This window comes from Maridesulfovibrio ferrireducens (assembly GCF_016342405.1).
GTDB lineage: Bacteria > Desulfobacterota > Desulfovibrionia > Desulfovibrionales > Desulfovibrionaceae > Maridesulfovibrio > Maridesulfovibrio ferrireducens_A.
Genome location: NZ_JAEINN010000018.1, coordinates 26,410 through 40,535 on the forward strand (window position 1 = coordinate 26,410; position 14,126 = coordinate 40,535).

Consider the following 14,126-nt stretch of genomic DNA (forward strand, 5'->3'; position numbering starts at 1 on the left):
TTAATTCCTCAGTTCAGCCCCCACCTTTTCCGACTCAACTGAAAATTTCTCAACAAAACTGTATACAGCCTCTGAATCTTGACAAAGCACCGCTTTTTCCAATTGCATAGAAACTTCACATGCACGGGTTGCACAAATCGCAGCACAACTGCTTTTAAATGTATGAACAATTCTCTTAGCTGTTTCATGATCATTGCTGAGAACAGCATCATTAAATTTTTTAATTTCATGTGGTACTTCAACTATAAACATATCGCAAAGTTCACGATAAAGAGCCTCATCACCATTATACATTTCAATAGCTTTCTCTCTATCAAGAACTAAACTTACACTACTCTCAACATCTGCCTGCTTTTGAATTGATGAATTATCCACATTTACAACCTTTAAAATTGCATCTTGTAAATCTGAATACTGAACAGGTTTAGCAATATAATAATTCATTCCGACCAGTTCACATTTTTCCTTCACTCCAGCCATAGCATGGGCAGACATTGCAATAATGGGAATTTTTTTATTAGATTCACCAGCCTCTTCGCTACGGATACGCCTGGCAGCTTCAAAACCGTCCATTTCCGGCATCTCAAGATCCATCAACACAAGATCGACGTCTAACACGGCTAGTCTGCTTAGAGCCTCAACTCCGTTCGAAGCAACATAAACACTATGCCCCATTTTCTGCAAAAGACTGCTCGCAACCCTAACGTTGATAGGATTATCCTCAACAACTAAAATTCGACATGCTATTTCTAAACTTCCAACCAAGTTACAGTTTCCATCTATATTATCTGAAGTAAGCTTCGCAGGGTCGCCATGTTGTAAAATGACATCAAAAGTAAAAATACTACCGTATCCTTCAGAGCTTCTAACCCCTATTGAACCACCCATCATTTCTACAAGCTCACGGGATATAGCCAGCCCCAAACCGGAACCGCCGAACTTTCTTGTAGTGGAGTCATCAGCTTGCCTAAAGCTTTGAAAGATAAGAGACTGCTTGGCTTCGGGAATACCTATCCCGGTATCTCTTACTGAAACTTGAAGAACAATACATTCATCATTTATGCTCTCCAAAGCTGAAATCTGGACAAACACACCACCCTGCTCAGTAAACTTCACAGAGTTACCTACAAGATTATATAAAATTTGCTTAAGTCTTGCTTCATCCCCGCAAACAACATCAGGGACTTCTTCATCAATATCAATATTAAGAACCAAACCACGACTTAAAGCTTGAGGTTCCATACTTTTAATAACAGCACGAAGGGATTCACTGAGGCGAAAATCTTTCTTTTCCAGCGTGAGCATACGGGCCTCAACCTTTGAAAGATCAAGAATATCGTTTATTAACGTAAGCAACTGATTTGCTGAAAGACGAACTATTTCTAAATTTTCAGTCTGCTCATCCGTTAAATCAGACCGCAAAGTCAAATCAGTCATTCCGATTACCCCGTTTAACGGAGTCCGAATCTCATGACTCATGGAAGCGAGAAAACGAGATTTCAAACCATTAGCTTTTTCAGCCGTATCACGCGCCTTAATAAGTTCGCGCTCCATTTCTTTACGACCGGTAATCTCAATAAAGGAGGCAACAGCTCCGCCGGACCGGCCTCGCATAGGAGTAACCTCCAGCATATGCCAAAAACTTTCACCTTTTTGTTTACCTTCAATAGAAAACTCAAGCGAATATCGATTTGTCTCGCCGCTTACAACCGAACCAACTCCTTCAAGCAATAGATCAATGTCTTTAATAAGACATCCTGAGGACTCAACAGCCTCCCTGAAATCCAGTCCTCCGAGGTCCACTTCCGAACGTCCGGGCGCAAATAAATCACGCCACGATTCATTAGCTGCTATCAATTTTGCGTCAGTATCAAGAACAGCAATTTTAGCTGACATCGAAGCCAAAACGGAGCTTAACTGTTCCTCTCGGGCAATTAACTTCTGATTAGCAATGTCAAGTTGACGCGATTGCAACAGCGTGTTTTCGTAAGTGGCAAGAAGTAAATGAAAAACCTGCCCGAAGTCAGCCTTCAATGAATGTTTCTCACCGTGAAATTCAAAATCAACTTCCTGCATCATCCCTTGATCGGAATCAAATGGACCATGCTTAAAAACAGATTCTATTCTGGAAAGTAAAAAAGCTTCATCGTAAGGCTTGGTAACAAAATTTGTAGCCCCGCTTTTAAGACCTCTGACAATGTCTCCGGGCTCGGAAAGACTTGTCAGCAGTATGACAGGAACAGTTTTATACACAGGATTGCTGCGAATATGCTCACACAGCTCATATCCATCCATCCCCGGCATAACAACATCACTGATTACCAAATCAATTTTTTTATCGGCAAGAATATTGAGAGCCTTTTCACCATCAGAAGCAAGCGAAACGCTAAAACCTTTCACGCAAAGGAAATATTCAAGTTTAACAGCCTGAGTAAGACTGTCTTCGACTACAAGAATATGGTAGTTACTCAACGCTCTTCTCCGTAACTTTCAAGAACATAGCGAGTGATATCTTCACCTATCTTTTCGAGAGGCAAAACCGACACTGCTGCTCCTAATTTAACAGCTTCACCGGGCATACCGAAAATAATTGAAGTTTCTTTATCCTGCGCAATGGTATACCCCCCCTTGCGCCGGATATCCAGTAAACCTTCAGCCCCGTCACGCCCCATTCCGGTAAGCAACACCCCGACAACTCCATCTCCAAGGTTTTCTGCAGCAGAACTGAACAGCTCAGCTATTGTTGGACAAATCCCATTGACGGCAGGTCCTTTTGAAAGGCTAACTCTTCTTTTAGATGATATCTGAATGTGGTGGTCTTCCGGAGCAAAATAAATCACGCCAGCTTGTAATATTTCATTTTGAGCAACAATTTTTACATTATGCCCAGTATTCTCACTCAGCCAATTAACCATTCCCTCTAAGAATCCGGTAGATATGTGCTGCACAATCAAAACAGGTACATTAAAATTATTCGGCAGAGACAAAAGTACCTGCTTGACAGCCTGCGGACCTCCGGTTGAGGCTCCGATACAGACAATCTTCGCCGCCGCATTTTTCCTTTTATACTCAAAAGCATCGGACCCCTCAGGCGAACTGAGAGCATCCTTTTTTTTCAATTTAATCCGACGACGAACAACTTTTACTTCAGACATCAGACGAACTGACATAATAATTTCAGCCATCTTCTCATTAAAAAATTTATCATTTATGGCCGGCTTGTTATGAAAAGCAAGCGCTCCGGTATCAAGCATTTTAAAACCGAGTTCCGCATCGGAAGCACTGTAGACGGCACTGATAATAACGATAGGTACAGGATTCTGTTCCATAATAAGACGGGTAACCACAAAACCATCATAGTCTGGCAGATTAACATCCATTGTAACAACATCAGGCTTTAATTTACGAACCATCCGGAGAGCTGATTCTCCGTCCTCAGCACATCCCACAACCTCGAAATCAGGCTCACGCGAGAAAAATTCAGTAAAAAACTGACGGACAGAGATAGAATCGTCCACAATTAAGATTTTAATCACTGCAACTCCACTTTAAATTTAAGCAAATCAACGTACTAAATAATATATATTGCATTATATAAATGCATTGAAGTCACAATCAAAAGACATAGAAAGGAAATTACATATCAAAAAAACTTAACGCAAATTAAGCTAAGCGTTGAATAACCTCAAGCAAATTACCCTGATCAAAACTAGACTTGATTATATAAGCATCTGCACCAGCCTCAACCCCTTTTTCGCGATGCTCCTGTGATCCTAATGACGTTACCAAAACTATCGGCAAATTAGCACTGCCGGACATTTTTCTAACTTCAGATGTGAGAGTAAAACCGTCCATATGCGGCATTTCAACATCAGTAACAAGAAGATCCGGCAACTCAGCCTTGATTTTATTAAGTGCATCAAGACCGTCTACAGCTGTAAGGACTCTATATCCTGCGGCTTCAAGAACATTTTTAAGAAGCGTACGCGAAGTAATAGAATCCTCTGCAACAAGAATTGTTTTGACCGTTTTCTCACCTTTTTGATGTGAAAATGTTTGCCCCTTAGCGCCGGAACTTACGCCAAGAGCAGTGCGAATCATATCCGGAGCATGTAAAATGGGCACAAGTCTTCCCGAGCCAAGCACGCTGAACCCAGAAACATTACGCACTCTTTTCAAAAGCGGCCCCATAGCTTTGGCCATAACATCTTGTTCGCCATAAAGCTCATCCATACTGACAGCTACAGTCTTTACTCCTTCCCCCATTATAAAGGCTGGAAATGTATTTTTTTCAACTTTTCCAGAATCAAGTTCCAGCACATCGGAAAGACTAATAATAGGAATTGGCCGGTCGGAATAGACAATTGATTCTCTGCTGCTGACTGATTGAATATCTTCCTGCCGGACCAGCACAACCTTTCTCACCCCGGATTTCGGAACAACAAATTTTTGCCCGCACGATTCAACAACAATCCCTCTGAACGAAGTCAACGCAACGGGGATATTCAAAACAAACCTTACCCCTTGCCCCAAAACACTCGTAACCGCGACACTTCCACCAAGAGACTCGACTGCGTCGCGGACGATAGCCATCCCAAGGCCTCTTCCTGAAATATCTGTAATAATATCACTGGTGGACATACCGGAAAGAAAGATCAACTCCAATGCAGATCGACGGTCCAACTCAGAAGCTTCTTCTTTACTGAACAGCCCCTGCTTCAATGCAAGTCCCTTTATTTTTTCTGAGTCAATTCCCCGCCCATCATCTCCGATTACAATTTTGACGACATCTCGCTCAGTCTGCGTAATATCAATAAAAAATTTCCCGGCAGAAGGCTTTCCTTTTGCCAACCTGTCTTCGGGAATTTCAATACCATGACCAACCGAATTACGTACCATGTGCATAAGAGGATCATGGAACATCTCAAGGACTCTGCGATCAATCCTAACATTATCACCACTGACTTTAAACTCGCATTGCTTACCCGTCTCCGCACTGAGCGTTCTGACTATCCGAGGAAAATCATCCAGCAAAGAAGAAAAGGGTAGCAGCATAGAACTCTTGAATTCACTTAAAAGCGTATCCACTTTAGAAGATAATTCCCAATGGGCTTTGTAGGAGACAGAAGCAAGCTGACCGAGTCTTTTTGAAAACGACTCAACATTTTTCTCCATCTTTAAATAAAAAGAAGCTTCATTTTCATTCGCAGAACTTTTCTTTTCTGTAATAATCTCTTTAAAAAATTTTGAAAACTCTGAAAATTTACTATTTAAATCATCCGCTTCCTGAGCTCTTAATTTTTGAGAATTTCGAGTGGAAAGCAGATCTTCTGTCTGCAACAACAAACCTGTAAGAAATGAAGAACTAATCCTGACCGTCTCAGTCATGGACATCCTAGCTGGAGTAGCCGTGATTTCAGCTAAATCACAGCTTGAATCAGGATCGCCCTTAGTTGCAACTTCAGATTTAGATTCAGAATTGTGAGAATTGACTGAGCAGGAAATAAGAGCGGGAGATTCAGTAAATTCTTTCATTTTTGCAAGAGCTACAACTATAGGAGCAGAAGAAAGACTAGCTTCGGAGCTATCTTCTTTATGAATAAGATCTTCAAGGATATCGAGCCAACCGATCATTGAACCGGCTACTTCCTTTGACGGAATAAGACCACTTTTCTTAAGAACAGAAAAAAAAGATTCCAACGTCTGGCAGAAACGCTCAACAGCGCCAAGTCCGACAGCTCTTGCAGCCCCTTTCAAACTATGTACTTCACGATATGAAGATTCAATCAAAAGAGCTGCCCCCTTTGGATCTCCTCTTTTTTCCAACTTCATAAAATCAGAAGAAAGAACCTGCAGCCGTTCTCTGCACTCCCCTCTGAAAGCTCCGAGAAGCCTTTCTCGTAAATCTCCGTCAATCTTGGACATTTATCTTATCCGAATAGTTTATAGATCTTGCTGAGGATCTGATTAATGAAGCATTCCACTAAGAAAAAAACTACCTGTTACTTATCGACCCGCCGACAACTTCGTTTACAATCAAAGCGGGATCAATCAAAATTTTAGAACCATCCAATACAACAATTCTTTCGTTAATTATCCCTACCGAAAATCTATCAGAAGCCGCACTGCCGACAGAAAGAGGCTTAATCTCTTCATCCAAAACAGAAAAAACATCCGTTATTTCATCGATTAAAACACCGAATCCCATCTCAGATGAGGACAAAAAAAGCACCTTATTTCCTGACACTTCATCCACCCGATTATCCCTGCCGGGGAGTCCTAAAAAAGAGCATAGATCAATTACCGGACATATATGCCCGCGAACGCTTACAATACCCTTAATAAAGTCGGGAGTGCATGGAACAGCTACAATTTCTTCAGGCTCTAGAACTTCCTTTACTATGGAAGTATCAAAAGCATAGGCATCACTCCCCAAATTGAATTGAACATAATCCCGAGAGTTTCCGCTTCGATTAGTATCCGTTTCTAATTCAGCTAAAGTTATTTTGCGGGCAAGCTTTATTGCTCTTTCATTGAGCAATTCCAGAGCATTTTTATTTTTTTTCATAATTTTGCCGTTATTCAAACAATATTATTTTTTACCAGTTTTATCATTTCAACGAGCCTTCCTGCTGTGGCTCCATCAGAATGGGGAACAGGCATATCCTTGTCAATCTTTTCAAGCTCTTGCAACGAAATACGAAAATGACGCACAGCAGCAGAATTATTCTTTTGAGATAAATAAATATTTCCGAGAACAAAATGAGCCATGATAAAACTGCCATCAAGAAAAACTGCTTTACGAATTTCACATAAAGCTGCATCAAAATCACCCTCAGCCATTCGAATTTGCCCCAAAAGGAAATGAGGATATGAGGCAACCCTGTCTGCCTCAATTGACTTATTGCACCAATGAGCAGCTTCATCCAATAAACCGGAGTCAGCCTTTATCTCAGCAATAGCGAGAAGGACTTCAGCCGCAGTACTACGCGGTAAATTGTTATCAAGCGATCTTTTTAACAGAGACAGGGCCGCGGCGTAGTCTCCTTTTTCTCTAAGAACACAAGCCTCTTCAATCGGGTTTAAATTTTCGGGGGATACAAAATTATCAGCAGGACCGCTAACAAGATCAGAAGCAGCATATGGTTCAATGCGGTCATGAGCGAGCGGATCAGGTTCAGGATCGCAAAAAATATAATTATCGCTATCAAAATTTAACGCATCATCAAGGTCATCGCCATCTGACAATTCATTAAATTCCTTTTCATAAAAATTATTCAGAACTTCATTGAAATTTTTTGATAAATATTCTTTGTTCTTTCTAAAAACTAAAACAGACCCGATACTTACATGTTCAAATTTGCCATGAGCAATAACTAATGCAGATTCACTGGGGGTAACGACTAACCATCCGCCGGAATTAAGGCTTTCCCATATTTTATCCAGAACCAGCCTGACTCCGTTTTCTGAAAAATATATCAACACATTCCGACACAGAACAACATCCATGCCCCATAAGTACGTCGGAAGTGCATCGCCGATCAGGTTCAGCCTTGAAAAACTAACCATGTCTTTGATTGATTGGTCCAACTGAAAAAAATTGGGGGCGCCCGGCTTGAAATAAACCTCTTTAAAATTATTGGATTCGATGCGAAAAGACCATTTACGATAACGACCTTCAGCCGCTTTAAGGAGAGCTTCACTATCAATATCTGTCCCGAATATCTCAGAACACACCTTCGACCTACGGCACATCATAGCAACAGTGTATGGCTCTTCACCCGTAGCACAGGCCATGGACCAGACTCGGACAGCGCCATATCGACCGCTTCCATTGCCATTTATTTTCAGCAGAATATCCCGTTCTAAAACTTCCAGCGTTCCGGGGTCACGAAAAAAGTATGTTTCACCAATAGTAAGCTGATTAATAAAAAGTTCGAGAGCTTTTTCACCGACTTGAGGCGACAGAAGATAATCAAGGCACTCTTCAGCTGATTTAAATTTACCGAGCTCACGTCCGGCTTTTACAACAGCAGCTTTTAAATCATTCCACCTGTCAGGAGAAAATTTTAATCCATAAATATCTCTGACCATTTGAGACAGAAGATCTATTTTTTCATCGGAAATAAAATCAATCATCCGTATCAATCTCTCCCTGCTTTACAAATGCTTCAAGAGCTTCAGACAAAGTCTTTTCCTGTTCTGAATTCAAAATAGAATTGAGATCCTGCACCAATATTATATCTTCCCCCATGCCGGCGAAAGATTTCAAATAAAAAACTCCGGGCCAAATCTGGTTTGATTCCTGAGACATGCCGGGAGGTATCTCAATTACATCATTTACTTCGTCTGCAAGAATGGCGATCTTCCTGTCCCCTAATCGGCTGAAAAGTAAACGGTCGGAAAGAATAACATCCCGCTCTTCATTGCCGATCTTTCTGCGCACTCCGACAACCGGAACAATTGTTCCACCGTCACTTACAACCCCTAAAACCGGATACGGTGCGTCCGGTACAGGAGAAAGCGAAACCGCCAGCTCGACCTTATCGACAAGAGAAGAAGACACAGCAAATTTACAGGAGTCAACTTTAAAGACAACATAATCATGTTCATTCATAGACAACTCCTCCGCAATGATAACAACAAATTACTTCTTGTTTGACTGAGATTTATCCAATAATTTTTTATACTTTTCCATAACCCTGACAGCGTATTTTTTTGAACGTTCCGGAAGATTATCCGGAGAGCCTGTATGATATGCACCTATTGCCCGCCAGTTATACCCATAGCGATCAAGACAATAACGCAATATCCATGCTCCGAGTCTGACATTTTCTTCAGGATCAAGAGCCTTAGCAGCACTGAGATTAAATTTCCTGAGCCAATAAGAATTAACCTGCATCAAACCGACATCATAACTTTTAATCTTATTTTTTTTCAGTACAGCCAAAGCCTCATCCTTTGATTCAGGATAAATGCTCTGCCCTTCGATATTCAAAGCCCATGGATTGTAGCCGCTTTCATGATCGGCAATAGCACGTAAAATTTCCGGTTGCAGAGCAAATTCCTGCGCTACCTGATTAAAAAGAGGAGCCACCGAAATGCGTTGTCCACTTCCTAATTTTACACGTTGCTGAACATCGTGTCTGAATGTCTGCGAGAATTCTCTTTCTTCATTGATCGGAATAAACATAAGGAACGCAATAGTACCGCATACAATAAGGTATAATGCGATTAAAAATCTTGGCACAGTCTTAAAGTCTTGAGCGAACCTGCTCAGCCTCTATATTTTTACCTTGAACTTCAAGTGCCATAGCAAGAGTTTCCCAAAATTCTTCTTTTCCGGGTTTAAGAGCAGCACTCTGACGGGCAAGAACCTCGGCAATCTGAGGATCTTCTCCACTTTCCAAATAGAGCCGGGCCAAAAGATTCATAGCGTAGGCATCGTTATGATTGGCGTTCAGTGCCAAATGAAGATATTCGCGGGCTTTTTCCACATCTTGACGTGCGTAGGCAATTCTCGCGAGATGTCTCATGGTGAGAGAATCTCCGCCTTTAAGTTCCGAAGCTTTAAGATAAAACTGCTCCGCCTCATCAAGTCCGAGATCCTGCTCTGCCAGCACTCCGAGCCTTACAAGGCTGAAAACATTGCCAGGTTCCAACTCGAGGCAGCGTTCGTAAGCATCTCTTGCTGTTTCGCGATTCCCGAGCATCTGACATGCCCAACCCAGATTATACAGCGCCATAATATTGCTGGGTGTTATTTCGAGAACCTGCTCAAACTGCTTGCGCGCCTGTTCCGGCTTACCGAGCTGGGCATAGCATATACCGAGTGAGTTACGCGCTAAAATATTATCAGGATCAGCCAGAAGAGCCAGTCTGAACTCTTCTACTGCGCCATAAATATCACCATCAACATAAAGTCTGTCAGCAGCGATATTAAGCGAAACAGAATCAAACTGTGCGACCATGGGCTTTTCCATCATCATTGCATGGTCAAGTCCCTTACGGCAGTTATCAAGAATTTCGCTGCGCCTGTAATTCAGGAACGGAAATGACGCCAGCCCGGCGGATAAACCGATATCGAAATCAGTTTCGCACTCTCTGACAAGTTTCAGAATCATTTCCATAACAAAATCAGAATCCTGTTTCGGAAAAAAGTAAATCAAGCTGTTCAGGCTATACCGGCCACCTGTATGGGAAACTTCAAAAACGTTCTCAGCTCTTGATGCAACCTTCTGAACTTCGGCATCGGTAAGTTTCTGAAAATTGCCGCCCTGATCGGCAGGTCCGGCCGCAAGCCTTAACACTGCGACAGAAAAGTTATCCATATTCTGCCGCAATCGACTGTAGCGTCCGATAAATTCTTTATAGCGGAAAAGCCCGGTAACAATATCCCGCTGGGGAGTTGCCGAGGACTCCGGTCCGGCCTGTGCATCAAAAAAGCTATCCTTCTCATCAAGCAAAGTAAGCCTGTCACCGGCCGTTACAGGCCACGCCGTATCACTCAAATGAAGGATTTCAGCGAAGGCAATCTCTTCCTGTACTTCAATGACAACAACTTCAGCCTTATACATAGTAGGATAAGTACCCGATATTCTTTCATCTTCTGTAAGTTTAGCCTGAGCTCCGGACTGAAAGTCAGGAGACCACACGAGAAATCTTCCACCCTCACGAGTGTCAACGCTCTGCCCAATGCTGAGAGCAAGGCGTTGCAACGGAAGCACTTCAAGAACTTTACCGCCCTTCTGTAAAATATCGGAATACGCAAAAACACAATTTCGACCGGAATCTTTCGCAGTGGCAACAGCTTTAGCAGCCTTACGCATAAGAATTCTGCCCTGCTCGGTTGCACTCCGCTTAAAATGAGGCCCTGAAAGACTTTGAGGATAATTTGCAAACCCGGCACTGGTACTGATCTTTAAAATATCACCTGTCACAGGGTCCTCGACAGGAATACGCTCGACAATTAAACGCATTTTTTCAGCAAGCTGAGCACAGACTTTGGGTCTTCCGTCAGGAATAAGGAATGCGAATTTATCTTCGAAAAGGCGAGCACAGACTACGGACTCGAATGCAGCTTCACTGACAGCTCTACCGACTTCCGCCACAATAGAATCACCTAAAGTATATCCGTAGCGGTCATTAATGCGCTGAAAATTATCAAGATCAAGAACAACAACCCCGACAGAACCGCTGAAAGTAGGAATTCCCGGATCTTTACACCCACCCGGTGCCGGCATCATGCAATTTTGAATCAGATCCAGCTCTTTGACCAGCTTGACCATGAAATGTTCACGAGTAGCCATTCCGGTGAGGCTGTCTGTAATTGAGGTTTTATAAAGCAAAATTTTTTCAAGAGAGCTTGTCGCTAATGCCTCAAGATATTGAGGAGCAGTCTTTGGCGCTTTGATATTAACGCCTCTGGCTATAAAATAGCAGAGATCGCGCCCTTGCAGCTTCAAAGGAAGCATTAAATGTTTCTCTTCCAGGTTATAGCGCGTGGCAAGAGGCTGCTGCGCCTTTCCGGCTACAGGCTTAGGAAAATAAAGGCTGTAGGAGTCAAAAGGCAGAAACTCATAAATCAGATCCTTAAGTGTATGCTCATACCGGATCAGATCTTGCGGAGTCAGACATATTCCATCTTTAAAAAGGCTGTCCTTGTTCATAAAAAAGGCAATAACCCGCAACGCGCTTCAATACAAGCAGCTATTTAAACCGTGTGGCAGAATATTTTTTAAATATTGTTTTTTAGTCACCAAAATCGCCCCCAAACTATGGACAGCCGAAACTGATGAGAGTAACTCAAAACCCCTGCCTATCATTGTCTACAAAATTAATTTTAAGTATAAGCAACCTGCAAAAGGTAACCGAATATGATCATAATTAAAGATCCAAAAGAATTGCAGCAAATGAGCATTGATCTGCGCCGTCAGGGAAAAACCATCGCTCTGGTCCCGACAATGGGCTATTTTCATGAAGGACACCTTAGTCTGATGGACGCTGCCCAAAAAAAAGCTGATAAAGTTATTGTATCTCTTTTCGTCAACCCTACACAGTTCGGTCCAAATGAAGACTTGGACAACTATCCGCACGACCTGCAAAGAGATTCAGACCTTGCTCGCGAAAGAGGTGTTGATATCCTTTTTGCACCGGAAAAGAATGAAATGTACTATCCCGATCATTCCACATGGGTCGAAGTTCCCGGTCTAGCCACAAATCTATGCGGAAAATCACGCCCTGTGCACTTTCGGGGAGTAACCACAATTGTGACCAAACTCTTTATGACCGCACTCCCGGATATTGCCGTTTTCGGAGAGAAAGACTGGCAGCAACTTGCTATAATCAAGCGAATGGTAAGAGATTTAAATATTCCGGTTGAAGTCGTAGGACATCCTATCGTCCGTAACTCTGAAGGATTAGCTTTAAGCTCCCGCAATGTATATTTGACTGACGATGAAAAAAAACTTGCTCCTCTGCTCCAGAAGGGACTAAGGACAATTAAAGACCTTGTCGATAAAGGTGAACATGATGCCGAAATACTCATTAATAAACTCACTGAGTTTTATAAAGAAATGATACCCGGCAGTGAGATTGACTATATACAAATCGTACACCCCGAGAATATCACGGTAATTGAAGAAGTAAGCGGCCCGGCATTGTGCGCTGTGGCTGTCCGTTTCGGAAAAGCAAGATTATTGGACAATTTGCTCATTAAACGGTAGGGTGCATGGGTTATTTGGTCCTGTTAATAAAAACAGAACGCAAGCTTTATAATTTCTAAAAGAGTATTAACGGAAAACGTTTCTGTTAAACTCAGTTTCATTTCACTTCAGGAGGAACTTTAATGATCTGCAGCAAAGGCAAGTACTTTTTTACCTCTGAATCCGTAACAGAAGGTCACCCAGATAAAGTGGCCGACCAGATTTCCGACTCAATCCTTGATGCCCTGCTCACGCAGGACCCCAATGCAAGAGTAGCATGTGAAACTCTGGTAACCACCGGCATGGCTTTCATCGCCGGCGAAATTACTACAAGCGGATATGCCGACTTTCAGGCAATCGTTCGCGACACTATCCGTGAAATCGGCTACGTCAATTCAGACATGGGTTTTGACGCAGACACTTGCGCGGTTATCTCTTCTATCGACAAACAGTCTGTAGATATTGCTCAGGGTGTTGACCGCAACTCCCCTGAAAATCAGGGTGCCGGCGATCAAGGTATGATGTTCGGTTTCGCATGTAAGGAAACTGACGCACTCATGCCTGCTCCTATTTACTGGGCACACAAGCTGTCCCGTAAACTTGCAGGCGTCCGCAAAGAAAACGTTCTAGACTACCTTCGTCCTGACGGAAAAACAGAAATATCCTTTGAATACTTCAACGGCAAACCTGTCCGCATTGCAGACGTTGTTATCGCTGCCCAGCACGATGACGGAATCGAACAGCAGCAGATTTATGAAGATATCAAAAGAGAAGTAGTTCTCGCAACTCTTCCTGCTGATATGATTGACGAAAAAACCAAAATATACATTAACACCACTGGACGCTTCGTAATCGGCGGCCCCATGGGTGACTGCGGCCTTACCGGACGTAAGATCATCAATGACACCTACGGTGGAATGGGTAATCACGGCGGCGGCGCTTTCTCCGGAAAAGACCCGTCCAAAGTTGACCGTTCCGGTGCATACATGGCTCGCTACATTGCCAAAAACATCGTAGCTGCCGGCCTTGCAGAACGCGCGGAAGTTCAGGTTGCTTACGCTATCGGCGTGGCTGAGCCTGTTTCTGTTCTGGCAACTTCTCACGGAACCGGTGAGGTCGACGATGAAGTCTTGACTAAAGCAGTCAAAGACGTATTCGACCTGCGCCCATGGTACATCTCTCAGAGACTTGATCTCAGACGTCCTATCTACAAAGATTCCGCTTGTTACGGTCACTTCGGCCGCAACAACCCCAACTTTACTTGGGAACAGACTGATGCAGTCGCGGACCTCAGAACTGCCTGCAAAATCTAGCAGTAATCTGAATTCACTTTGCTATAAAAATCCCCGGAGACCATTATTGGTTTCCGGGGATTTTTTTTACACTTGAGGGTCTGGCTCGAACCATGTAAAGGACTCCTTA

10 protein-coding genes are annotated in these 14,126 nt (G+C 42.9%); 2 read left to right on the forward strand and 8 right to left on the reverse strand.

Annotation, left to right across the window (positions count from 1 at the left end; genetic code table 11):
• The 8 genes from JEY82_RS16855 to JEY82_RS16890 all read right to left on the reverse strand — a co-directional run bounded on the left by JEY82_RS16855 (nt 1) and on the right by JEY82_RS16890 (nt 11,669).
• On the reverse strand, nt 1–2,472 hold the full coding sequence (locus JEY82_RS16855) for a response regulator (RefSeq protein WP_304087761.1): 2,472 nt from the start codon (nt 2,470–2,472) through the stop codon (nt 1–3).
• A complete protein-coding gene (cheB, locus tag JEY82_RS16860) occupies nt 2,469–3,536 on the reverse strand; it encodes a chemotaxis-specific protein-glutamate methyltransferase CheB (RefSeq protein ID WP_304087764.1) in 1,068 nt (355 codons plus the stop codon). Before cheB ends, JEY82_RS16855 begins: the two co-directional genes overlap by 4 nt.
• Before the next feature lie 127 nt (nt 3,537–3,663).
• A complete protein-coding gene (locus JEY82_RS16865) occupies nt 3,664–5,925 on the reverse strand; it encodes a response regulator (protein ID WP_304087766.1) in 2,262 nt (753 codons plus the stop codon).
• 70 nt (nt 5,926–5,995) lie between these two features.
• On the reverse strand, nt 5,996–6,568 hold the full coding sequence (locus tag JEY82_RS16870; RefSeq protein ID WP_304087768.1) for a chemotaxis protein CheW: 573 nt from the start codon (nt 6,566–6,568) through the stop codon (nt 5,996–5,998).
• A gap of 14 nt (nt 6,569–6,582) precedes the next feature.
• Entirely contained in the window at nt 6,583–8,139 is a 1,557-nt protein-coding gene (locus tag JEY82_RS16875; RefSeq protein ID WP_304087770.1) for a CheR family methyltransferase, read from the reverse strand.
• Entirely contained in the window at nt 8,132–8,617 is a 486-nt protein-coding gene (locus tag JEY82_RS16880; RefSeq protein WP_304087772.1) for a chemotaxis protein CheW, read from the reverse strand. The genes JEY82_RS16875 and JEY82_RS16880 overlap by 8 nt, the downstream gene beginning before the upstream one ends.
• Before the next feature lie 30 nt (nt 8,618–8,647).
• Entirely contained in the window at nt 8,648–9,250 is a 603-nt protein-coding gene (locus JEY82_RS16885; RefSeq protein WP_304087774.1) for a lytic transglycosylase domain-containing protein, read from the reverse strand.
• A gap of 4 nt (nt 9,251–9,254) precedes the next feature.
• On the reverse strand, nt 9,255–11,669 hold the full coding sequence (locus JEY82_RS16890; RefSeq protein WP_304087776.1) for a tetratricopeptide repeat protein: 2,415 nt from the start codon (nt 11,667–11,669) through the stop codon (nt 9,255–9,257).
• Between the two features lie 207 nt (nt 11,670–11,876).
• Between JEY82_RS16890 and panC the strand changes: the two genes are divergently transcribed.
• Nucleotides 11,877–12,725 carry a pantoate--beta-alanine ligase gene (gene panC / locus JEY82_RS16895; protein ID WP_304087777.1) on the forward strand — a complete coding sequence of 283 codons (849 nt, stop codon included), beginning with the start codon at nt 11,877–11,879 and terminating at the stop codon, nt 12,723–12,725.
• A 122-nt stretch (nt 12,726–12,847) separates the two neighbouring features.
• Entirely contained in the window at nt 12,848–14,017 is a 1,170-nt protein-coding gene (gene metK, locus JEY82_RS16900) for a methionine adenosyltransferase (RefSeq protein WP_304087778.1), read from the forward strand.
• The last annotated feature ends 109 nt before the right edge of the window (nt 14,018–14,126 follow it).

Coding starts and splice junctions, on each gene's coding strand:
- JEY82_RS16865 (WP_304087766.1), bottom strand. CDS start 5,925: ATGTCCAAGATTGACGGAGATTTACGAGAAAGGCTTCTCGGAGCTTTC.
- JEY82_RS16870 (WP_304087768.1), bottom strand. CDS start 6,568: ATGAAAAAAAATAAAAATGCTCTGGAATTGCTCAATGAAAGAGCAATA.
- JEY82_RS16875 (WP_304087770.1), bottom strand. CDS start 8,139: ATGATTGATTTTATTTCCGATGAAAAAATAGATCTTCTGTCTCAAATG.
- JEY82_RS16880 (WP_304087772.1), bottom strand. CDS start 8,617: ATGAATGAACATGATTATGTTGTCTTTAAAGTTGACTCCTGTAAATTT.
- JEY82_RS16890 (WP_304087776.1), bottom strand. CDS start 11,669: ATGAACAAGGACAGCCTTTTTAAAGATGGAATATGTCTGACTCCGCAA.
- panC (WP_304087777.1), top strand. CDS start 11,877: ATGATCATAATTAAAGATCCAAAAGAATTGCAGCAAATGAGCATTGAT.
- metK (WP_304087778.1), top strand. CDS start 12,848: ATGATCTGCAGCAAAGGCAAGTACTTTTTTACCTCTGAATCCGTAACA.